General features: G+C 57.1%; 14 protein-coding genes and 2 pseudogenes. 7 read left to right on the forward strand and 9 right to left on the reverse strand.

The annotated features are described in order from the left end of the window. Window positions 1–6 precede the first annotated feature (6 nt). Window positions 7–714, reverse strand: a complete 708-nt coding sequence (locus tag ACFPB1_RS02650) for a hypothetical protein (RefSeq protein ID WP_379221570.1) — start codon at window positions 712–714, stop codon at window positions 7–9. A gap of 279 nt (window positions 715–993) precedes the next feature. On the opposite strand from ACFPB1_RS02650, the gene ACFPB1_RS02655 reads away from it, so the two are divergent. The 3 genes from ACFPB1_RS02655 to ACFPB1_RS02665 all read left to right on the forward strand — a co-directional run bounded on the left by ACFPB1_RS02655 (window position 994) and on the right by ACFPB1_RS02665 (window position 4,882). After that, complete coding sequence (locus ACFPB1_RS02655) at window positions 994–2,310, forward strand: DUF7594 domain-containing protein (protein WP_379221573.1); 1,317 nt, start codon at window positions 994–996, stop codon at window positions 2,308–2,310. A gap of 417 nt (window positions 2,311–2,727) precedes the next feature. After that, complete coding sequence (locus ACFPB1_RS02660; RefSeq protein WP_379221575.1) at window positions 2,728–3,426, forward strand: response regulator transcription factor; 699 nt, start codon at window positions 2,728–2,730, stop codon at window positions 3,424–3,426. Then, window positions 3,416–4,882 carry a sensor histidine kinase gene (locus ACFPB1_RS02665; protein WP_379221577.1) on the forward strand — a complete coding sequence of 489 codons (1,467 nt, stop codon included), beginning with the start codon at window positions 3,416–3,418 and terminating at the stop codon, window positions 4,880–4,882. Before ACFPB1_RS02660 ends, ACFPB1_RS02665 begins: the two co-directional genes overlap by 11 nt. A gap of 67 nt (window positions 4,883–4,949) precedes the next feature. Here ACFPB1_RS02665 and ACFPB1_RS02670 read toward each other — a convergent pair whose 3' ends face one another. The 5 genes from ACFPB1_RS02670 to ACFPB1_RS02690 all read right to left on the reverse strand — a co-directional run bounded on the left by ACFPB1_RS02670 (window position 4,950) and on the right by ACFPB1_RS02690 (window position 13,314). Next, the gene (locus tag ACFPB1_RS02670) at window positions 4,950–6,050 is read right to left on the reverse strand and encodes a hypothetical protein (RefSeq protein ID WP_379221579.1); all 1,101 of its coding nucleotides are present in this window, start codon (window positions 6,048–6,050) and stop codon (window positions 4,950–4,952) included. A 270-nt stretch (window positions 6,051–6,320) separates the two neighbouring features. Further along, a complete protein-coding gene (locus tag ACFPB1_RS02675; RefSeq protein ID WP_379221581.1) occupies window positions 6,321–8,150 on the reverse strand; it encodes an ABC transporter ATP-binding protein in 1,830 nt (609 codons plus the stop codon). Continuing rightward, window positions 8,125–9,972 (reverse strand): ABC transporter ATP-binding protein, encoded by a 1,848-nt coding sequence (locus ACFPB1_RS02680; RefSeq protein WP_379221584.1) that lies wholly within the window; start codon window positions 9,970–9,972, stop codon window positions 8,125–8,127. Before ACFPB1_RS02680 ends, ACFPB1_RS02675 begins: the two co-directional genes overlap by 26 nt. Window positions 9,973–10,346: 374 nt before the next feature. After that, on the reverse strand, window positions 10,347–11,543 hold the full coding sequence (locus ACFPB1_RS02685) for an epoxide hydrolase family protein (protein ID WP_379221586.1): 1,197 nt from the start codon (window positions 11,541–11,543) through the stop codon (window positions 10,347–10,349). Between the two features lie 334 nt (window positions 11,544–11,877). Then, window positions 11,878–13,314, reverse strand: a complete 1,437-nt coding sequence (locus ACFPB1_RS02690; protein WP_379221588.1) for a PLP-dependent aminotransferase family protein — start codon at window positions 13,312–13,314, stop codon at window positions 11,878–11,880. A 427-nt stretch (window positions 13,315–13,741) separates the two neighbouring features. Here ACFPB1_RS02690 and ACFPB1_RS02695 point away from each other — a divergent pair. From ACFPB1_RS02695 to ACFPB1_RS02710, 4 genes and pseudogenes are all read left to right on the forward strand, one after another. Beyond that, window positions 13,742–15,138, forward strand: a pseudogene (locus ACFPB1_RS02695) (spore germination protein). A 32-nt stretch (window positions 15,139–15,170) separates the two neighbouring features. Beyond that, window positions 15,171–16,328, forward strand: a complete 1,158-nt coding sequence (locus ACFPB1_RS02700) for a Ger(x)C family spore germination protein (protein ID WP_379221590.1) — start codon at window positions 15,171–15,173, stop codon at window positions 16,326–16,328. 44 nt (window positions 16,329–16,372) lie between these two features. Then, complete coding sequence (locus ACFPB1_RS02705; RefSeq protein WP_379221592.1) at window positions 16,373–16,537, forward strand: hypothetical protein; 165 nt, start codon at window positions 16,373–16,375, stop codon at window positions 16,535–16,537. A 24-nt stretch (window positions 16,538–16,561) separates the two neighbouring features. Continuing rightward, window positions 16,562–17,659 carry a GerAB/ArcD/ProY family transporter gene (locus tag ACFPB1_RS02710; RefSeq protein WP_379221594.1) on the forward strand — a complete coding sequence of 366 codons (1,098 nt, stop codon included), beginning with the start codon at window positions 16,562–16,564 and terminating at the stop codon, window positions 17,657–17,659. 46 nt (window positions 17,660–17,705) lie between these two features. On the opposite strand, the gene ACFPB1_RS02715 is transcribed toward ACFPB1_RS02710, so the two are convergent. The 3 genes and pseudogenes from ACFPB1_RS02715 to ACFPB1_RS02725 form a co-directional block, all read right to left on the reverse strand. Continuing rightward, the gene (locus tag ACFPB1_RS02715; RefSeq protein ID WP_379221596.1) at window positions 17,706–18,764 is read right to left on the reverse strand and encodes an ankyrin repeat domain-containing protein; all 1,059 of its coding nucleotides are present in this window, start codon (window positions 18,762–18,764) and stop codon (window positions 17,706–17,708) included. Window positions 18,765–18,875: 111 nt separating this feature from the next. Then, window positions 18,876–19,481 (reverse strand): annotated as a pseudogene (pgsA, locus tag ACFPB1_RS02720) (CDP-diacylglycerol--glycerol-3-phosphate 3-phosphatidyltransferase). A gap of 246 nt (window positions 19,482–19,727) precedes the next feature. After that, entirely contained in the window at window positions 19,728–21,293 is a 1,566-nt protein-coding gene (locus ACFPB1_RS02725) for a S8 family serine peptidase (protein ID WP_379221598.1), read from the reverse strand. Window positions 21,294–21,348 lie beyond the last annotated feature (55 nt).

Consider the following 21,348-nt stretch of genomic DNA (forward strand, 5'->3'; position numbering starts at 1 on the left):
TGGCTTTCACGGAACCTCCGCCAAGGACCGGTATCGATCGTCCACGATCAGCGAAGGCCCGGACTCTTCCAGGGTCTCGATGATAAATCCGAGCAGAATGGCTTGATTGTTCACCGCTTGCTTATCGAGGGCCGCGCCCTCCTCTGCCAACGGCTCCTCAACGGTAAGCTCGGCATGCGGCATAATCGTCTTCCGGACGGCGATTTTGGGAAACCGTTTACGGATCGCCTCCGTCTGGAGGTCCGCGTTCAAGGCCGGCTCGATCGATAGGATCGTGTAGGCCGCGTTCCCGTTATTCGTCAGTTTGAAGGCATAAGTTCCTTCGCGGACTTCCGTATCGCTGACATGCAGATCCATGCCCGCCCGCGTCAAGCCTCGAATCGTATTCAAGACCGAACCGTCGTGCTTCCGGATGTAGTAAATGACGGCCGGCGTATTCTTGATCGGCGGATTACCGGCGGCGTCGACTTCGACCGACCAGACGAGCACGTCCTTCCGGTCGGCTTCCGAGTAGAAATATCTCGTCGACGTTTCCGTCCCATATCGGGTCCAGAGCTTCGCATCCGCGTAACCGTCCCGCTCGGCTTGCCGGAGGGCTATTCCCTCCGCTTCGCGCGCCGATAGGCCCGTGTCACGATGATCGATCAGGAAGGCGATGCACCCGGCCGCGAAGATCACCCATGGCAGCAAATAGCGCAGCTTAACTCCGGCCACCTCCCATAATTTTCTATCCCATTCGATTAGACGCTTCTTCCGCAAGGTTAGTTGCGGTCTTCCTTCGCTTACAAATCCCACCCTCCCCCACCCTCCAAGAGGTATCAAAAACGTCAATCCGGTCATATTCGTCCGCTGTATCTCCCGCCCGCTTCGTATAAAATAGACGTGCTTCCCCTGCATGGCATCATGATCAACCTAGCGAGCATTCGACTTCGGAAAGGAGGCGAACTTGCGTAACCGTTCGGCGATGATCCATCTCGAATAGGAGGAATTGACATGACCATCCGGATAAAACCGGCGTTCCAGCTCTTCATGGCGGCCGTTATGGCGGCCGTACTGTTTATCTCGTTCGGCAACGACGCCAAGGCGAAATCGCTCGCCTTCGCCGCTTCCGACGACGCATGGATGTGGGGCACGAGCTTCATGGGCAGCTCCACGGCAAGCTTATCCGTCTACGGCGCTCAGAACAAGAAAGCGTATCTGAAATTCACGGCCGGCGGCGCGGACACGATTCAAGACGCGATCTTGAAAGTGACCTGCGTGACCGGCGGGACGGCCACGATCGAAGCGTATGCGGGAATGGGCAATACCGCGTGGACGGAATCCACCCTCGCCTGGAATAATCAACCCGCCGTCGGCAGCTTATTGGATTCCAAAAACACGACCTTCGTCGCCGGCAGCACGTATTCGTTTCGCGTGAATGGCCTCGTCACGGCGAACGGCACGTATTCGGTCATTTTGAAGTCCGCCGCCGGAAGCGAGGTCGCCTTCGCCTCCAAGGAAGGCGTTAACGCACCGCAGCTGATCGTCTCCGACGGGACGACGCCGGTCTCTTCCGAGGGACCGAGCCTCGCGGGCTACACGCTCTACAGAGACTATTCGTTCGGCACCTCGCGCGGCGTGAACAGCTTGACCTCCCTCTCGAACAATTTCAATGCCTACGGCATCGCGGGCACGACGGTCATCAACAAAGAATGGCAGCGCTACCAGCCGATCAATGCGACGAACCACGTCCTGACCGCCAACTCGCTCGATCTGACGGCCGTCGCCAATCTCGGCGGCGTCTACGACGGCGGCATCAGCAGCGGCCAGATCACGACGAAGGAGACGTTCTATCCGTCGAACGGCAAGACTTACATGTTCCAGCTGCGCGCCAAGATTCCGAACGGCGTCGGCACCTGGCCGGCCTTCTGGATGTACTCGCCCGGCGGCACGGGCTCGACGAATTCCGAGATCGATATTTTCGAATTCTTCAACTCCCCGACGCAGAACCACTACGACTGGACCGGCTACGATCACGGCTCCGGCGAGGGCGACAATTACTACAGCATCATGACGAATCAATGGGTGTGGCATCCGGGCATCGACTTCTCGGCCGATTACCATACGTACACGCTCATCTGGAAAGAAGGCGAGATTCAGAAGTGGGTCGACGGCACGATGGTGAAAGGGACCAATTTCGCTTGGTTCGGCCCCGCGCCGCAAGTGCTGATCAACCTCGCCATCGGCGGCAGCCCGAACAGCAATCCGACCGCCGCCACGTTCCCGGCGAAGTTCAGCCTCGATTATTTCCGGGTCTACGTGAAAAATTAACCCTTCCCCCGAAGGCATACGAAAAGAGGGATACGAAAAGGATGAAGCGAGCGCGCTTCATCTTTTTTCGCTTCCCGTTCATTCCCCCGCTGCCTCCCCCTTGTACTGTGCAGATTGCACCGGAGCGCTACAATGGAACAGGAAGTTAATAACGGTTGACTCCCCGGGCGCCGTACCTTACATTGAACCTTGTAACCGATTCGGTTACAATTGATAAGCGAGGTAATTAACCGCGTTAAGGTTCTACGCGAACGATGGCAAGCTGCCTCGAACCAGGCAAACTGCTTCGAACCGGGCAAGCCGATTCGAACAATGGTCAGGTACTCCCAGCAACTTCCCCATTATTAATCATCGTTGTCTACAGCTATGATAAGATAAACGAGAACCCGTAGGATGCCACGAACGAAAGGAACCTTCATGAGCGATAAAATTATGGTCATCGAAGACGAAAAGAAAATCGCGGACGCCATCGCCTACGCGCTGCGGCGGGAAGGCTACGCCGTCGACGTCGTCCATCGCGGCGACGCGGCCCTCGAGCGGCTGCCGCTGTTCAAGCCGGACGCGCTCATCCTCGACGTCATGCTTCCCGGAACGGACGGCTACGAGATTCTGAAGAAGCTCCGGGAGAAGGGCCGGCGGATAGGCGTCATCATGCTGACCGCCAAGGAAGATATCGTCCACAAAGTATTGGGGCTCGAGCTCGGCGCGGACGATTATATGACCAAGCCCTTCGACATGCGCGAGCTGCTTGCCCGGCTGAAATCCTTGCTCCGGCGGATGCAGGCCGCGGAGGACAAACAAGAAGCGACCGAGCTCTCGCTCGGCCAAGTGGTGCTGCAGCTGTCCAAGCGAACGGCCTTTGTCGGCACGAAGTCGCTGGATCTGACGCCCAAGGAGTACGACCTGCTGACGCTGCTCCTATCCAGCCCGGATCAGGTGTTCACGCGGGAGCAGCTGCTGGATCGGGTCTGGGGCATCGAGTACATCGGCGGCACGAGAACCGTCGATATTCATGTGCAGCGGCTGCGCAAGAAGCTCGGCGAAGCAAGCGGCAAAATGATTCAAACCGTGCATGGCGTCGGCTACAAAGTCTTGGGTGGCTACCGTGAGAATTAGCATCAAGCTGAAATTCAGCATTTTCCTGGCGTTCCTGCTGCTGCTGACGGTCTTCATCCTTAGTCTGCTCGTGCTCGAAGGCATCAAGAAGAATCAGACAGCCCAGCTGGAGCGTTACTTCGCCCAACAGGCCGCAACCGCGAATATCTACCTGCTCCAATCGCTGATGGAGGAATCCCGCAAGGTGCCTCACACCTTTCTAGCCGCCAAAGGACGGGATTTCGCCAAGCGGCTCGAGCTGATTACGGGACAATCGGTCGTGCTCTACGATCAGTACGGAGCCGTGCTCAGTTCGAATCCGGGGCTGACGGCGTCGGATGGCATCCGCAAGACATTGGACCTCGCGCTCCGCGACAAAACCGCCTATCTGATCGAGAACGACTCGCTCTATTACTTCGCCCCTCTTCGAGTAGGCAGCGGGCAGGTCGGCGTCGTGCGGTTCTATGATTCGTTGGCCGACGACCAAGCGTTCCATGACCGGATCAGGCAGCTGTTCATCACCATCGGCGCGAGCGTATTCATCCTCAGCTTCATCCTCGCTTACTTCTACTTCAATTCGTTCGCGAGCGGCATCATGAAGCTGAACGGAATGGTGGATCAGATTCGCGCCGGCAATCTGGCCCCCGCCGTACTGCGGCGCAAGGACGAAATCGGAGCCCTCAGCGAAGGGATCCGCATGATGAGCCGGCAGATCATGAAGACGATGCAGGATAAGGACCAGGAGCGGGAGAAGCTGGCTCTGGCGGTTCGCAAATTATCGCAGCTCGATCAGCAGCAGAAGCAGTTCATCGGCAACGTCACGCATGAGTTCAAGACCCCTCTGACATCCATTAAGTCCTATCTGGATCTGCTGGAGATGTATCCCGACGACGATCAGCTGCTCGAGACGGCCAAAACGAACATTCTCGGCGATACGCAGCGGCTGTACGAGATGGTCGAGAAGGTGCTGCAGCTCTCCGCCTTGGAGAAGTACGAATTCGAATTCCACAAGGAGAAGCTGGACGTACGGCAGCAGATGCGGACGGTGCTGGACAGCCTGCAAGGCAAGATGGATAAGTTCGGCATCACGGCGGAGACCGAGCTTGCCGAAGCATACGTCGAGGCCGATAAGGAGCTCCTCTCCATCGTGCTGGTGAATCTGCTGGATAACGCCATCAAGTACAACAAACCGAGGGGCCGCATTTTCGTCAAGACGGCCTTAACCGATGGACGGGTCGTCATGGAGATCGCCGATACGGGCATCGGGATTCCGAAGGAAGTCTCCCACAAAATATTCGATCCGTTCTATACCGTCGACCGGAACCGGTCGCGCGAAATCGGCGGCACCGGACTCGGCCTCTCGCTGGCCAAGAAATACACGGAATCCCAGGGCGGCTCCATCGCGCTCGTCCATACCGATTCGGCAGGCACCCTGTTCCGCCTTGTCTTTCCTGCCTACGGCGAGCCGGTCTCGTGAACAGCGCGAAGCCAGCCCGTCCGCTGCCAACGATGGCGGCGGACGGGCCGGCTATTTGCTGCTGCGGTTAACGCTGCAAGGAAAAATGAATATCGATGACGCCGCTCCGGGAGGGCTTCTCGTTCCATTCCGCGTAGACGAGCCGCTCGCCGGAAGGACTCCAAGCGGTCGTGACCGGTTCGAAATCGACGGCGATCCGGGTGGACTTATCGGTCAGCATATCGTACAGATAGAGACCGTTTACGGCCGCGCCGTTCGCATCGGATCGCAGGCCGTAGGCGACGATGCGTTGATCCGGCGACCACGAGATGCCGGTCAGCTCCGTCCCCTCGGCGATCGTCCGGTCGATCTTGCCGTTCAAGTCGCATAGGAGAAGCGTCGTCTTGGCATCGTTCACTTGCCGCACCAGCAGCTGGCGGCCGTCCGGCGAAGGAAGGACGTTCGTCACATTGTCGAGGTGCAAGCTCTTCTGCTCCAGGGTTACGACGTTCAGCGCCTTGAGCGACGCGTCGGATTGGGTGTTGTAGTAGAGCGTGTCCCCGATCTTCTCCACGAGATACAGCCCCGCCTCCTCCAGCTTGCCGGCCGCCGTCATTCGGCCGTCCAAGGTCGCGAGATACGCGCCGCCGCTATACGCCGAGCCTACGATCGTCGCGGAATCGGCCCAGCTCGCGCTCGCAGCCCCTCCGATCGGCGCTCCGGTCAACCGGAACGTGTCCAGGGAGTCCATATTCATCACGTTATAGACGGAATCGCCAAGCGAATACTCGGCATAGATCAGATGCTTCTTGTCGGGCGACAGGACGGCCCCGCCCAAATGGGCATTCTTCTGCTCCTTCAACAAGGTGTATTGGCGCGTATCCAGGTCATACAGATACAGGCTTCGGGGATACGAATCCGCGAGTTCGGCCAGGGACATCTTGCCCAAGGCTTCGTTTTCCTTCGCCACGATAATCGTATGCTCGTCGACCCAGTCCATGATCTCCGCTTGATCAAGCTGCACGATATTCTCGATGGACTCGACGGGCATGTCGGGCTTCCCCGCCTTGCTGTCGGCGTCGCTTACGACGGTGATTCGCGGTTCGTTCCCTCCCTCCGCACAAGCCGTGAACAGGCAGGCAGCGGCCAGCAGCGGGATCAGTTTCATTGCGGTCATTCTTCGAATCATGTCAATCTCTCCTTTTTATCTGTCATTCCCCTATTCGTGCCAATCGTGTCAGACACCCTCGATCAATCACAAGTACACTGTAACAAATCCTTGTTCCAAAAAAAGAAACGAATGTTTCGAAGATGTAAACAAACCTATCGAATCTGTCTCGCATGGATAGGCAGCCCGCGAAATAACAAAAACAGCCGATCCGAAATGACCGGCTGTATTAATATTACTGCGAGTTCCCGTTCAAGCCTTACCGTGCGTTCGTCAGGCTCGATCCATTCTTCACGCCCCGACATAATACTGCGCCTGCGCATTCCAGAGCTCGGCGTATTGCCCGCTTCGGTCGGCGATCAGCTCGGCATGGGAGCCGCGCTGCACCAGCCGGCCTTCGTGAAAGACGGCGATGTCGTGGCAGAACCGGCAGGACGAGAGCCGGTGGGAGACGAAGATGGCCGTCTTGCCGCCGATCAACGTATTGAAGCGCGAATAGATCTCGAATTCCGCGATCGGGTCCAGCGCCGCCGTCGGTTCGTCCAGGATGACGAACGGCGCGTTTTTGTACAGCGCCCGCGCGAGTGCCGCCTTCTGCGCTTCGCCCCCGGACACCTCCACGCCGTCGTCGGAATAATCCTTGTGCAAGTAGGTATGAAGCCCGTTCGGCAGCCGCTTCACCTTATCGCCGAGCCCCGCCAGGGTGAGGGCATCCTCCGCCCGCGCCGCGTCATAAGGCTCGGAAGCGGCAACGTTATGCCCAAGGGAGAAGGCGTACAGCTTAAAATCTTGAAACACGACGCTGAACACGCCCATATAGGCCGAATAGTCGTACTCCCGGATGTTCACGCCGTTTAACGTGATGACCCCCTCCGTCGGTTCGTACAGCCGGCACAGGAGCTTAATCATGGTCGTCTTGCCGCTGCCGTTCAACCCCACGACGGCCAGCCGTTCACCGATCGTGAGCGACATGCTGAGGTTCCGGATGGCGTAATGGTCGGACCCGGGATACTTGAACGACACGTTGCGAAATTCGAACGCCAGTCCGTCCTGCGGGATAGGCCTGCTTGCCTCGCTCTTGCGCGTATGGTCCGGCAGGTCGAGATATTCGAACACGAGCTCGAGATACGGGTTGTTGGTCAAGTAATTGCCCAGTACCGAGACCAGTTTGGCCAGGGCGCCGACCGCGCCCGTCACCGCGCCGATGTATTGCACCACGCTGCCCAAAGGATACATGCCGTAGAGCGCCCGGAGCCCGATGAAGAGATAGACGCAGCCGCCCAGCACGGCGTTCATCGCCGCCGCCAAGGCGTTGTTCCTGCCGAACAAATTGAAGATCCGGTACCAGAACTCCGCGCCGACCGATTGATTGTAGTGCTCTTCGATCGCCCGCGCCTGGTTATAAAGGCGAATGTCCTTGGCGGCATTCTTGGCTTGCATATATTCGTTGAAGAAATGCACGTAGGTGTTGGCTTTCGGGTTCTCGTCGAACACTTGCTTCTTGATCCGCTTCTCCCGCTTCTTCAGCGCGTAGGTAAAGGGGAGATTAAGCAGGATCAAGAGGATCAGCAGCCCGGTGGCAAGCGGCGACGTCACGAACGTATGCGTATAGGCCGAAGCGGATGTAAACATCCCGGCGAACAGGAACACCGAAGCCGTCAGTTCGAAGATCGACTGCAATAATTCCGGTAAACTGTAGTGCAAGCGCAGGAGCCCGAGCCCGTTGCCGTTCGTTTTGGCCTCGATATCCGCCAACCGTTCGTTGTTCATTGCGTCTTCCACTTGATCGTAATTCAGCTCCATATAGCGGCTGCCGAGGAAAAAGTAGAATCGCGCCCACAGCGTGCTGTTCAAGGTCGTGATCCGGCGCGTCACCGCGGCCTGGATCGCCGAGCCGGCAAACGCCAGCCCGACGGCAAGCCCGGCATACAGCGAGATGCGCCCGAGGTCGCGTGCGCCGGCCAGCTCGTTGATGATCTGGGCGGACAGGAACAGCACCATCAGCGGCTGGACCGCCTTGATAAAGGAGGAGACGACGGTAAGCGAAATGTAGCCAGGCGTCAACCGATGGATTATGCCGTAACCGCGGCTCAGATTACGCCAGATGGAATGCTTCTTCATGACCTGTGCCCTCCTCGTCCTGATAGTAGTGAGACTGCACGCGAAACATCTCGGCATACTTCCCGCCCGCGCGCATCAGCTCGTCGTGCGTGCCGCACTCGGCGATGCGGCCGTCGTCGATCAATAGAATCCGGTCGCAGAACCGCGTGCTGGCCAGCCGGTGCGAGATGTAGATCGAGGTTCGGCCCGCGGTCAATTCGGCATAACGCTGGTAGATCTCGCTCTCGGCGATCGGATCGAGCGCCGCCGTAGGTTCATCCAGGATGATCACCGGCGCGTCTTTATACAGCGCGCGCGCCAGCGCCAGCTTCTGCATCTCGCCGCCGGAGAGCTCGACGGCGTCGGCGTGCACGCGGCGCACGAGCAGCGTCGATTCGCCCTTCTCCAGCCCGCTTACCTTCTCCATCAGACCGGCCTTGGCGAGGCAGCTCGCTACCTTCTCGTAGTCCGTCTCCTCCGGGGGCTGCTGCGACACATTGCCGGCGATATCGCAGCAGAAGAGATGAATATCCTGAAAGACCGTCGAGAACAGCGAGAAGTACGCATCCCGGTTATAGCGCTTCACGTCGACGCCGGCGAGCGTAATCTCGCCGCATGTCGGCTGATAGAGTCCGCATAAGAGCTTGATCAGCGTCGTCTTGCCCGCTCCGTTCGCCCCGACGATGGCGATCCGCTCTCCCGGCCGGATCGCCAGATCGATGCCGCTCAGCGTCGGTAACTCAGCCGACGGATACGTATAGCCGACGTTGCGCAGCGTAATCGCGGGAGGCAGCCGGTCGCCGGTCGGCAGCGCATGGCCGGCGCCGGTATTGGAACGATCGGGCACATCCAGGTAAGCGCGGATGTCCGACAGCTCGCTTAAGGCGCGCATCAGATCGCTGGCGCTGGTCAGGATGCCCGACAGCCAGCCCGCGAACGCGCCGATGGCGGCAAAGACGAGCACGAAATTGCCCAAGGTCATATCGCCGTTCATCAGCAGGTAGACCAGGAACGCGTACGCGGCTCCGTCGCGGATCAGGCTGAGCGCCGCATCCGTGAGCTGCGCCTTCATATCGCTTGTCGCGACCTTTTTCTCGCTGTCGGTGCTCTCCGCGAGTACGGACCGGAAGAGTCCGCGGATGAAGCGGCCGAGGTCGTAGAGACGCACGTCTTTACCGCCGGACGGCTCCTTCGACACCCTCTGCAGATACCAGAGCTTGCTCTGATGCTTGGAGCGCTCCTCCCGCGTGTTCCTCTCCGTCTTGCGGGCGCGGGTGAGCGCGAACCAATTGATTCCCGCCGAAGCGGCCAGCACGAGAATAATCAGGGGATGTACCGAACCGATCACCGTTCCGTAGGCCAGCAAGCCCAGTACGTTCATGAGCAGCTGCGACAGGTTGCGCGGAATGTTCGATGCGGGCGAATGATTGCTTTGCATGGCGCGCGAGGCTTTCTCGCCCAGCTTGGCGTACCCCGGGCTCTCGAGCACTTCGTAGTCCATATGCAGCTGCTTACGCATGACGGTCTGCAAGTGCTTCAGAATGCTGATGGTCCCGACCGATTCATGGGTGATGAGGTCGGCGTAGCTCTTCGCGCTGCTGAGCGCGGCCAGCAGAAGCGCCAGGCCGCCCACCGTCAGAATGAACGCGCCGGGCGTGACGCCGGCCGTCAGGTTGTCGATGACGACCTTGGGCATCAGGATGCTTACGAAAGGCAAGCCGACGCCGACCAGCGCCGAGACGGCGCAGCATATCAGCGTCAGCGGTCTCGCCCGCCAGTGCAGCCGTATGGAGTACCGAATGTTCGACCAGGCGGAGTACGCCGCTTTTTGCTCCGTGGACATGCTAGAACCTCCCTATCAAAATTTGGCAGAATCGCGATAACGACCTCAGCATAGCACACCCGCGAATGCCAACCTATCAAGCAGCAGTTGAGCGCTGGCATTCAACCGGCGGTAGAATGACCGGCGGTTGAATAACCCGCGGGAATGCCCGCGGCCGGTCATGTGTTCGCGTATTTCGTTGGGAAGAGTATATCGCGGCACGGCCTTTTTATCATACGTCTACGGATGGATTGAACGTCCGTCCGCGGTTCCAATATTTCCAGCTAAGCCGCCCCCACCGGCTTCGCATCCATCGCCCCCTGCCGGCCCTAATAAGGCCTGGTGCACAACCAAAAAAAAGAGGCCCACAGGGACCTCTCGCGAATCGAATGATACTATCGCAGCGACTTAAACGCCGTGCGAAGCTCGGATATCATGAATTGCGGCTGCTCCCAGGCGGCAAAATGCCCGCCTTTCGGCAATCGGTTGTAATGAATCAGATTCGGGTACGCCTTCTCCGTCCAGCTCCGCGGCGCCTCGTACATTTCATCCGGATAGACGCTCACGGCCACCGGAAGCTTGACGCCCTTGACAGCGAAGAACGAGATGCCGGCGTTCCCATTCTCCCAGTACAGCCGCGCGGCGGAAATCGCGGTCTTCGTGAACCAGAACAGCGAGATGTTGTCGAGCACGTCATCGCGCGTCAAGCCTTCTTCCACGCCGGCAAACGATCTCGTGATCATCGCCATGCTCTTCCAATCGTGATCGATCATGAATGCGGCCAACCCGACTGGCGAATCGACCAAGCCGGTCAAGGTCTGCGGACGCGTTCCCATGAAAAAGGCGTAATAAAACTTATTTTCGCGAATCTGCTCGCATGCCTTGACCTCGTCGGCGGAGAGGCCGGCCGGCAGCGGATTGCCGGACCAGATCGCCGCGTCCACTTCGGGAGGAATCACCTCGGGCATGTTGGTATGAAGCCCCAGCAAGCCTTCCGGTTCCTGAACGCCCATGAAGTTGACGACGATCGACCCCCAATCGCCGCCTTGCGCCACATACTTCTTGTAGCCGAGCCGGTTCATTAATTCGGCATAAGCGCTTGCGATCCGTTTCGGATTCCACCCCGTCGCGGTCGGCTTACCCGAAAATCCATACCCGGGCATCGACGGAATCACCACATGGAACGCATCCGCTTCGGTTCCGCCGTGCGCCGTCGGATTCGTCAACGGTTCGATGAGCTTCATTTGCTCGATAATCGAGCCTGGCCAACCATGTGCGATCAAGATCGGCATCGCATGCTCGTGTTTGGACCGAATGTGCATGAAGTGGATATCAAGACTGTCGATCTCCGTCATGAAATTCGGATAGGCGTTGATTTTCGTTTCGATTTTGCGCCAGTCGTATTCGTCAGCCCAGTAACGCGCAAGTTCTTGTATCGTTTCGAGCTGGACCCCTTGCGATTGGTCCGGGACGGTTTCCTTCTCCGGCCATCTCGTTGCCAGGATGCGTCTTTTCAGGTCCTTAATTTCCTCATCGGGAATGTTCACATGGAACGGGCGAATGGATGCTCCCTGCATCGTCATTGGTGTCATGGCTCTGGTCTCCTCTTTCCAAATGGATAATCATGCGAACTAGTCGACTAGTGCAAAACTGAATAGCCACGGCGTGAATCTGCAGCGACACGCATCGGCGAAGTGATCACGTTGACGAATGTTACAGGGGCGAATCCGAAGACGTCAAACGGTAAAAAAAGGAGTTTTTCCGCCGAAGCACGCATCAGCATGACCCGAAATGCACGCAAATAAGGCCTTTGCACATGCAAAGAGCCGCAAAATCAAGACGAATCCTGTTATGGATTGGTCCAACGGGGCCGGATTGGACGTGTACAGCTAATCCAAGCGCTGATATAGTGTCTTGGAGCCGCGGTCACGTTCGCATGCAGACGTCCGCGAGAATACGAATGCCCTCCTCAATCAAGCGCTCGTCGACCTTGGCGAAGCCCAGGACCAGGCCTCTTCGGTCGCATGCCATGCAATACGGGCTGAGCGGATATACGCGAACCCCTCGACGCAATAGCTCCGCGGTGACTTGTCGTTCGTCGAACGACGGCTCGGCTTCGAGCAAGATATGCGCGCCGGTCTGAATGCCGGTGATCGTCAGCCGCGCGCTTAAGCCGCAGGCATGAATCGACTTGATGATCGTTTCGTACCGGCGCCGATACAAAATGCGAACTCTTCGCATGTGACGCAGGAAGTGGCCCTGCTCCATGAATCGGGCAAGCGTCACGCTCTCCATGATGGGCAGGTGACGATTGCTCAGCATCTGCACGGACGCGAGCTGGGCGATTGCCTCGGCGGAACCTACCAGCGCGGCTAAACGGAGCGCGGGAGCGATCATTTTGGAAAAGCTCATGACGTAGATCGTGTGATTCGGCGCTTGGCTGAACAAGGTCGGCAACGGTTCGCCATGGTAACGGAACTCGCTATCGTAATCGTCCTCGACGATCCAGCTTCGGTTACTCGTCGCCCAGCGGAGGAGCTGCTGCCTGCGCGGCTCCGCCATGACGACCCCCGCCGCGCATTGATGTGACGGCGTGACGAAAGCCAATTTGGTTCCCGGGGGCATTCGTCCGACGACGAGACCCTGATCATCGACGGGTACGGGGAGCACGCGCAGGCGGCGATAATTCATGGCCAGGCCGGCGGCCGGATAACCCGGATCTTCGATCGCGACCGTATCCCCTTCGACGAGCAAGGCCTGCGCGATCAGATCAATGCCGTGCTGGGCGCCGGAAGTCAGCAGGATTTGGTCGAGCCGCACGTGAATGCCGCGTTCATGCGACAGGTGGCGTTGGATCTGCTCGCGCAAAGGCTGATAACCGTAAGCATTTCCGTAAGCCCAATCGCATGGATGCATGCCGGAAGAAGCCTGAAGGAACGCTTGCCGCCACAGCTTCTGGAAGGTGTCATCGACATAAGGCTCATGCGGACTGAAATCGATCGCCGCTTCCCCCGCTTCTTCTCCCTTGAACCATTGTTCTAATCGGCCGATCGACGTACGAAGGACAGGGATGGAAGGAATGACCGGGCATTCGAGGCGTTGAGGGGGCGATGGAGCATCGATCGTCCAGCACGAGGTGACGCGGGTCCCTCCTCGTCTGGACGTATCGATATATCCCCGGGCGCGCAGCTCCTCGTAGACGAGCTGGACCGTTGAGCGGGAGACGCCCAGTTGCTGCGCCAGCTCCCTGGACGGAATCAACTGTTCGCCCGGCCGCCAATGCCCGTTCGTAATATTCGCAATCGCCTGGTCCAGTAATTGCTGCCAGATCGGTTTCGGATCCCTTCGGTTGACGGTCAACATAAGAATCACCTTCCTTCCTGGCTGAATACGGGGCTGGCCGGAAATGAAATGCGTTCAAGCCGGGCACAGCACGATAAGAAAGGCCGCCCGGCCGAATCGGGTGTTCCGCTTCTCTCCTAATATCCGTAAAGTATTCCCTTCATATGCAGTGCGGCGGGCGCGATACGCCGGCACGCCGGCCCGTCATGGCGCAGACGGGCATCCAAAGGATACGCACTCCCTCGAACTGACTTGGTTAACGGCATAAATTGGAACGCGTTGCTCATACTACCTGTAAGATTGTCCTGGCTTAGGCGGTGGAATGAGAACGATGTCGAAAGTGTATCAAGACAACCCGATGCCGGACGCAGCCGAAGACGCCCGGCTAACCGCATCGTTGGCCGACGACGAAGCGGAGTTGAAGCGCCGGTTTCATGCTTGCTCGGACATGATTTTCCGTTCGTTCCGAATCGGCGGCGAGACGAAAGCGCTGCTCGTGGCGATCGACGGACTTATTGAAGACCAGCAGCTGGACGAATTCCTGCTGAAGCCGCTCATGGCCGCCGGAGCGTCGGCGCCGCGAGACGACGGACAGGATCTGCTATCCCATCTGCAGACTAGGTGCATCGCGATTACGCAAGTGAAGCGGGCGGCGGCGGTGACCGTCCTCGTGCGCGAAATCGCGAAAGGCATGGTCGCGCTCCTGATCGACGGCCAGACGGAAGCGCTCGTCCTAAGCATACCGGGCGGAAAAACGCGAGCCATCGAACAAACCTCTTCCGAGAACACGATCCGAGGTCCCCGCGATTCGTTTACCGAAAGCCTTCGAGCCTGCTCCGGAGACGGCTGCATACAGCGCAATTGAAGATCGAATCGATGACCGTCGGCGAGCTCACCCGAACGGAGGTGGCAGTCGCGTACCTGGAACAGATCGCGAACGCCGACGTCGTGCAAGAGATCCGGTCGCGCATTCAGCGCATCCAGATCGACGGCGTGCTGGAATCGGGCTATATCGAGCAGCTGATCGAAGAACGCTCGTTCTCGCCTTTTCCGCAGTATCTCGTGACCGAGCGCCCGGATTATATCGTGTCGGCCTTATTAGAAGGACGGGTCGCGATTCTGACGGACGGCACCCCATTCGTTATCAGCGGGCCCATGACGTTCTGGGGATTCCTGCAAGCGGGTGAGGATTATTACGACCGGGTCCTGTTCGCGAATATGATCCGGTTCATCCGGCTGATTCTCTTGATGGCGGCACTGCTGCTGCCGTCGATTTACGTGGCGTTGACCACGTTCCATCAGCAGATGATTCCGACGAAGCTGTTGCTCAGTATTGCGGCCGCCAGGGAAGGCGTGCCTTTCCCCGCTCTGGTGGAAGCGCTGCTGATGGAGGGCACCTTCGAGGCGCTGCGGGAAGCGGGCGTGCGGCTGCCGAAGCAGATCGGACAAGCCGTCAGCATCGTCGGGGGACTTGTCGTCGGTCAGGCCGCCGTGCAAGCCGGCATCGTGTCGGCTCCGATGGTTATCGTCGTGTCGTTGACCGGCATCGCGTCGTTTACCATTCCGCGCTATAATTTTTCGTTCGCGTTCCGCATATTGCGGTTCCCGATGATATTGCTTGCCGGCATGTTCGGTCTGTACGGCATTACGGCAGGGCTGCTGTGCATTCTGATCCATTTGGCCGGCCTCTCTTCGCTCGGCGTACCCTATTTGTTTCCGGTATCACCGGTTACGTTTCAGGGGCTGAAGGATGCGATTTTTCGAGCGCCGCTCTGGACGATGTACTTCCGGCCGCAGACGGAAGGCAAACGGCAAATCCGCATTCCGAAAGGACAAAAGCCATAATGCGCGCGGCTAACCACGGATGGAGAAGAGCGATGACGATGCTCTTGCTGCTAACGGCGATCCCCCTGCTCGGCGGCTGTTGGGACCGGATCGAGATGAACGATGTCGCGTTCTTCATGGCCTCGTCGCTCGACAAAACCCAAGACGGCCGCATCCACGTGTCGATTCAGGTGCCCATTCCGTCCACGGGCGGACCGACCTCTGGCGCGCTCGGCAAAACGTACTACGTTCTCTCCGCTTCCGGCACGAATATTTACGATGTCGAACGGAAGTGCCAGCAGCAGCTGTCCCGTAAATTTTTTAAAGGGCACCGCCGGGTGGTCTTCATCGGCGAACGCTTCGCCCAGACGGGCATCAAGGACATTCTGGATTATTATTCACGGGATCCCGGCACGCGGCTGCGCACGTACCTCGTAGTGGCGAAAGGCAGGCAGGCGGCGGCGTTTCTCTCGACGGATCATCCGTTCGAGCGCATTCCCTCCGAAGAAGTGCGGGAGCTCGAGCGCACCGAGGTCGGCACGGCGGTCACGTTCCGGGATTATCTGATCGACCAGGAGCGGGACGGAATCGTGCCGGTACTCGGCGCCGTCGAAATTCAGCCTCCTCCGCCGTCGATGGAATCGAAGGAAGCGGAGTCGTCGAGACAAGCCGTCTTCCGTCTGTCATCGACGGCCGTCATGAAAAACTATCGCTTGGCCGGGTACTTGAATGACATCGAGACGAGGAGTCTCAGGTGGGTCAAAGGCGAAATCAAGCATGAATACTTGGCCGAAGACATTCCGGAGGCTGGAGGGAGCGTCGGCGTCGTCTTGAACAAAGCAGGGAAAAGCGTCAAAACGATCGTCAAAAACGGCAAAGCGACGATCCGCGTCGAGCTGAAGGGAGAGGGCTTGCTGCATGAAGCGACGGTCAAGGGCGCAATCAATCAGGCCGAAACCATGGACATGATCGAACGCTCGCTGAATAAACGGATTGCGGAGCAAACCCTTCGGACGATCAAGAAAGCGCAGACGGAGTGGAAAGCCGATATCTTCGGCTTTGGTCTGGCGGTGCATCAATATCACTACGGAACGTGGAAGACGGTACGCCGGGAGTGGGATACGATCTTTTCGCAAGCGGATGTCAGCGTCTCCGCCAGCATTCACCTGAGAAGAGCCGGCATGATCGGCGCTTCGCTCGCCGCCGAATGATCCAGCCGATCCTCTACGTTCTGTTCGTTGGAGTTCTGTTCGGAGTGCAGTGGAAGCTGATGAAGAAGTCGGTGCAGACACGGGATTACGTGACGGTCGTGCTTCTATTCGCGCTATGCGCGGCGGTCGGGGTAAGCCTCGCGTTGGGCCTGCAGCTTACGAGCCCTACGATGCTCCTGCAGCAGTGGTTGTCTTCCTTGGTGAAGTGATCGTCTCACGAAAGGGATGTGCCCATGAAAAGTTACGGAACCAATCGGCGGATCTCCTCGACGGAGCTATGGACGCTGATGTACGTCTTCATGATAGCAAGCTCGATGTCGCTGCCCATCGGGTACACCACCGGGCACGATTCGTGGATATCCGCCGTCATCGGCGCCTTGCTCGGGTTAGGCATCGCCTGGATTTACGCGGCGCTAAGCGGGACGTTCCCGGAGCAGTCCATCGTTCATATCGCTCAGGCGCTGCTCGGAACCTGGGCGGGGAAAGCAATCGGGCTTCTATACGCGGGCTACGGGTTTCAGCTAGGTGCCTACGTGCTGCGCAATTTCGAAGACCTCACGGTCACCGTACTGCTGCCTCGCACCCCGAGCTTTGTCATCAGTTTCATCATGATCGCGATCTCGGCTTGGGCCGCGTATAAAGGAATCGAAGTGATTTGCCGGTGCGCGCTGATTATCTTGATCTTCGTCGCGCTTCAAAGCGTGATCTTCATCGTGCTGTTGATCCCGGATATGGATCCGGGCTTCCTCCTGCCCGTTCTCGAAGGCGGCTGGCAGCCCATCCTCGACGGCGCCGCGCAGATCGCGACGTTCCCGCTGGGCGAAACGGTATTGTTCGTCATGATCATCCCGTTCGTGAACCGAGGCGAGCGGATCCGGAAGACCGTCCTCTCGGCCGTAGGCGTATCCGGCGTTTTGCTGATTACGTCCCATCTCTTCAATATCATGGTGCTCGGCGAGCTCGCGAGCAAACAAGTCTTCCCTTCCTACACGTCCGCGATGTATATCTCCGTCGGCGATTTTTTCGAGCGCATCGAACCGATCGTGTTTACCGTGTGGGTGTTCGGCGAATTCACCAAGCTGACCGTATGCCTATTTGCCGCTGCCTTGGCGCTGGCGCAGACGCTGGGGAGCCGGGATTATCGCATGTACGTCGTGCCGCTCGCGCTGGCGCTGCTGGAGCTGTCGCTCTTTCTCCATCCCAGCCAGCTCGATGTCATCGAATTCCAGCAGCATGTGTGGCCTTGGTTCTCGGTACCGTTCCAAGTCGTCATTCCGTTCGTGCTGCTCGTCTGCGCCCTGGTGAGACGCCGCTATCGCCGGCTATCTTAAACACGCCGTTCCTCTCAACGCTCGACCATCTTCGGGATGCAGCATCCTATTCGTCCAATGAAGCTAGCACCGGGATGGAATCGCGATTGCACCAGCTGGGCGCATCCTTGAAGAGCAGCGCGTATTCCAAGGCAGTGACCGCTTCAAATACCCGGTCAGCGAGCTCGTCCCATCCGTCTCTCGGATGGCGGATCGTGGCCCGGACCGCAGGGTCGGCTCCGCGGGCGAGCAGGAATCTCGTCCTTTCGTCGGTCGGCGACAGGACGGCTGCAGCCGCGTGGAATAGCGGCGTATGACCCTCGCATCCGTCGGCGTCGATTGCGGCCCGGGCGTTGACGTCCGCGCCGCGTTCGATCAGCCATTCCGCGATGTCAAACTCGTCATATTCCATCGCCAGGTGAAGCAGCGTCGTGCCTTCGATGGGCGCTAGCGTCATGGCCGTACTGAACCCAAGCTCCGGCCGATAGATGTCCTCCGCTTGGAAGCGCCGCCGAACGAGATCCGGATCGTTGCGCAAGTGCTTCTCCAGTAAATCCAAGCGTCCGCGATGGAAAGCCATCAAGGGCGTATCCTCGAGCGGTACGCCGGCGTTGGAGAGCACTTCGAGGCAGGCGTGTTTGCTGCGGGTATTACGGGCATACGCGCCTAGGATGAACCCGAGCGGAGAATGAATGTCTCCTTGGCTTGTACGGTGCTTGACGTTCGGATCCGCGCCCAGATCGATCATCAGTTGGATGCCCTCCGGATTCAGAGCTTCGCAAGCCGCGAGGATAACGGGCCCATAATCGATCGCGGTCTCGGAATACAATCCGTTCGGATTCGCGCCTATCATGACTAGGTACTCGGAGACCTCTCGATGAGCTCGCATCGAAGCGCGGGATAGCGCTTGCTGCACATCTGTAGGGCCGTAGGGAACAAGCGCCTTGACCATGTCCAGGTGATTGCCTTGCGCCGCCAAGCTAAGCGCCGCCCCGCCATCCACTCCGGGTAAAGACGCATGCAATAGTTCCGGGCTTTGCGCAAGGATGGCCCGTACGGCTCCAATGTCATTCTCGTGAATCGCTTCGATCCAACGATCCTTCTGCTCCCCTGCGTTGATCTTCATGAATTCCCTCCTACACGTTGAGTGTCCGAGCGTCTTTAGTGGAACGCCGGACGGCCGATTGTTCCGAAGACGGCTCCCGAAGTGTCATGATCGAACTTTCATTCCCGTGGGTTATGTTTCCGAGAGCAATTCACGGTAATTATTCTTCATGTACCGGTAACCGGAATAGGCTGTCAAACCTGCTGCCAGCATTATAATGGTCAGGTCAACCGGAAAAGCTGTGAAATACGAGAATGGGAAATTCCCTATTAACACGGCGGTAATTCCGGTCACCTGGAGTATTAACTTTAATTTGCCGTGTCGATCCGCCGCAAGCGCCGTTCCCTTGGCCGCTGCCAATACGCGAATACCCGATACCATAAACTCGCGGCCGATGATGACAATTGCGATTCAAGATGGGATCAGTTGTTGCTGAACCATCACGAGTAAAGCAGCCGACACAAGCAGCTTATCTGCGAGCGGATCCAACAGCTTCCCCAAATTGGTGATTTGATTATATTTACGGGCGATATAACCATCTAGCTTGTCCGTCGCGGATGCAAGTACAAAAATGCCGACCGCCCAATACAACCCATCACGGTTGAGGTAATTCAAAACCCCGATTCGCTCTGCTATCGAGGCCGGATAATGTTGGAGCGTGAAGAGAAAAATCGGAATCATGCCAATTCTTACAATTGTTATTTTATTCGCGAGGTTCAAATGATCATCACCATCCAAGCCTAATTTGTTCTTTAGATTTCCATACTACCACATTTATACAGTGGATATGCTATAAATTGGAACTAGATCCGGCAGCCGCTCTATGGCCTTGATAAGTTTTAGAGTTGACATGGCAACACTTCTAACTAGACCGCTAATTGATATCATTCGTATTGTTTTAGCAGGTTAATTACTGATCTTACAAGACTAGTTTATCCTTGACCTTCCGTGAGAAAGCCGCGTTCTCGTACCCGGTTAGTGCCGCTATACACGAAGGGTTGTGATGTACTGTTGCCATAATAACGCAAGATGTATCCGAGACTCGGTGCTTCGTTCCGAATAAAAACATTGACCCTCACGAAATTCAGGTACGGGTTGGTAAAAGATTCCCGTTAATCGCTGGAGTGCTTCGCATCTGGCACCGAACGTCGATACTCGCTGCAGTATTGCATCATTCATTAATCCTGAAACCAGGGGCTCAATGAAGAACGGATGTTCGATTCTTGAGGCTAACTTGATGGCACAATAGGAAAGATCAAGATCGGAATCCTTAAAAAGTTCAGCGATATGGCCTAATAAATGCTCCCAAATATCAGCTCTATTATTCAACGCAAACAAAGCAGCCATTTTGACATAACAGGACGGATCTCGAAGTAAATCTTCCATTTCCCCCCTAGTAATAAAAGTTGAATCTGCCATTGCACATATAGCCGCAGCCCGGACCTTGGTAGAGTTTGAATGAAACATCATTTGTTTTACTTCGTCCGAAGATTTGTGATGCTTCGCATGAATAATTGAAACGAGATGCAATTCATCCGTCATAATTGGCTCCAAATCATCTCGTCGATTATCGATTGCTGCATCGGCCGAATAACTCACCGCAGCACCGACTTGAATAAGCCCCGCCTCGCTTCCGTACCACTCATTTTTATAGATTGCCGTCTCAAACATTGCTGTTTTAACCTGACTTGCCATCCATTCCGAATGTGCTTCCCAAATACACGCTGCGCAACCGAGGATGATTGGGGCAGCAAATGAAGTGCCTTCCGTTCTGGCATAGCCCTCTGGAAGGTTATCATATGGCGCGGTATCATGATCTCTGTACTCATCGATTGATTGAAATGGCATTGGCAGAACAATATTTTCAGCCGGGGCTAAAATCTCAGGTATTCGTTTCCCATCAAAGGTAATGCCTTTACATCCATGGTATTGAAGTATCTGATTTCCTTCATGAGGCACGATAACACCGCCAACCGCTAATACTGATGGGGAAGAGGCGGGACCGTTACATGTCAGCTCTCTCGTATTACCTGAAGCAACAACGACGAGCAATCCCTCCTTGGCTAGTTGTTCGCATTTCATCCGAATCGGGTCGATTTGCCAAGGCAGGAGCCCGGTATCTCTCGTAGAAGCTACCGTTAAAACAACCCCGCGAATACCGAATTTCCTCCAATTCTCCCTAATCCAGCTTAAAGCCGCAGTACATTTAGTTTCAATGTCCTCAACCGTATTAAAGCCCCCCGTCTGAAGTAAATATAATTCAGCATCGGGCGCAGCACCGGAATAATAACCCGAAGACAACGAACCGGAACCTGCGGCTGCGGCTGCGGTCATCAGTCCGTGGCTGCTTCTCCAAGGAGTCTCGCTTGCTCGAAATAATTCAGGCTTTACATCCACCGACATCATATCCACTAGATAGACAAGTCTTCGATCGTTTGTCGTTATATCCGGATGAGGCGGAAAGTAACCATCGACCACTGCAATAGAGACATTATTCCCTGTAAGATTAGACGGAATATGAAGGAAATTTCGAACAGATGGCCATTCCATAATCTCATCTCCTCACGTTGAATATTTACTTTCAACTCCAGGACGCTCCTTAAGG

The sequence above is a fragment of the Paenibacillus sp. GCM10023250 genome, assembly GCF_042653205.1.
In the GTDB taxonomy this organism is placed as follows: domain Bacteria; phylum Bacillota; class Bacilli; order Paenibacillales; family Paenibacillaceae; genus Paenibacillus_Z.

What these genes read in the sequence shown, in the direction of transcription:
- ACFPB1_RS02655 (WP_379221573.1), top strand. Translation starts at nt 994, where the DNA reads ATGACCATCCGGATAAAACCGGCGTTCCAGCTCTTCATGGCGGCCGTT.
- ACFPB1_RS02660 (WP_379221575.1), top strand. Translation starts at nt 2,728, where the DNA reads ATGAGCGATAAAATTATGGTCATCGAAGACGAAAAGAAAATCGCGGAC.
- ACFPB1_RS02670 (WP_379221579.1), bottom strand. Translation starts at nt 6,050, where the DNA reads ATGATTCGAAGAATGACCGCAATGAAACTGATCCCGCTGCTGGCCGCT.
- ACFPB1_RS02675 (WP_379221581.1), bottom strand. Translation starts at nt 8,150, where the DNA reads ATGAAGAAGCATTCCATCTGGCGTAATCTGAGCCGCGGTTACGGCATA.
- ACFPB1_RS02680 (WP_379221584.1), bottom strand. Translation starts at nt 9,972, where the DNA reads ATGTCCACGGAGCAAAAAGCGGCGTACTCCGCCTGGTCGAACATTCGG.
- ACFPB1_RS02685 (WP_379221586.1), bottom strand. Translation starts at nt 11,543, where the DNA reads ATGACACCAATGACGATGCAGGGAGCATCCATTCGCCCGTTCCATGTG.
- ACFPB1_RS02690 (WP_379221588.1), bottom strand. Translation starts at nt 13,314, where the DNA reads ATGTTGACCGTCAACCGAAGGGATCCGAAACCGATCTGGCAGCAATTA.
- ACFPB1_RS02700 (WP_379221590.1), top strand. Translation starts at nt 15,171, where the DNA reads ATGACGATGCTCTTGCTGCTAACGGCGATCCCCCTGCTCGGCGGCTGT.
- ACFPB1_RS02710 (WP_379221594.1), top strand. Translation starts at nt 16,562, where the DNA reads ATGAAAAGTTACGGAACCAATCGGCGGATCTCCTCGACGGAGCTATGG.
- ACFPB1_RS02715 (WP_379221596.1), bottom strand. Translation starts at nt 18,764, where the DNA reads ATGAAGATCAACGCAGGGGAGCAGAAGGATCGTTGGATCGAAGCGATT.
- ACFPB1_RS02725 (WP_379221598.1), bottom strand. Translation starts at nt 21,293, where the DNA reads ATGGAATGGCCATCTGTTCGAAATTTCCTTCATATTCCGTCTAATCTT.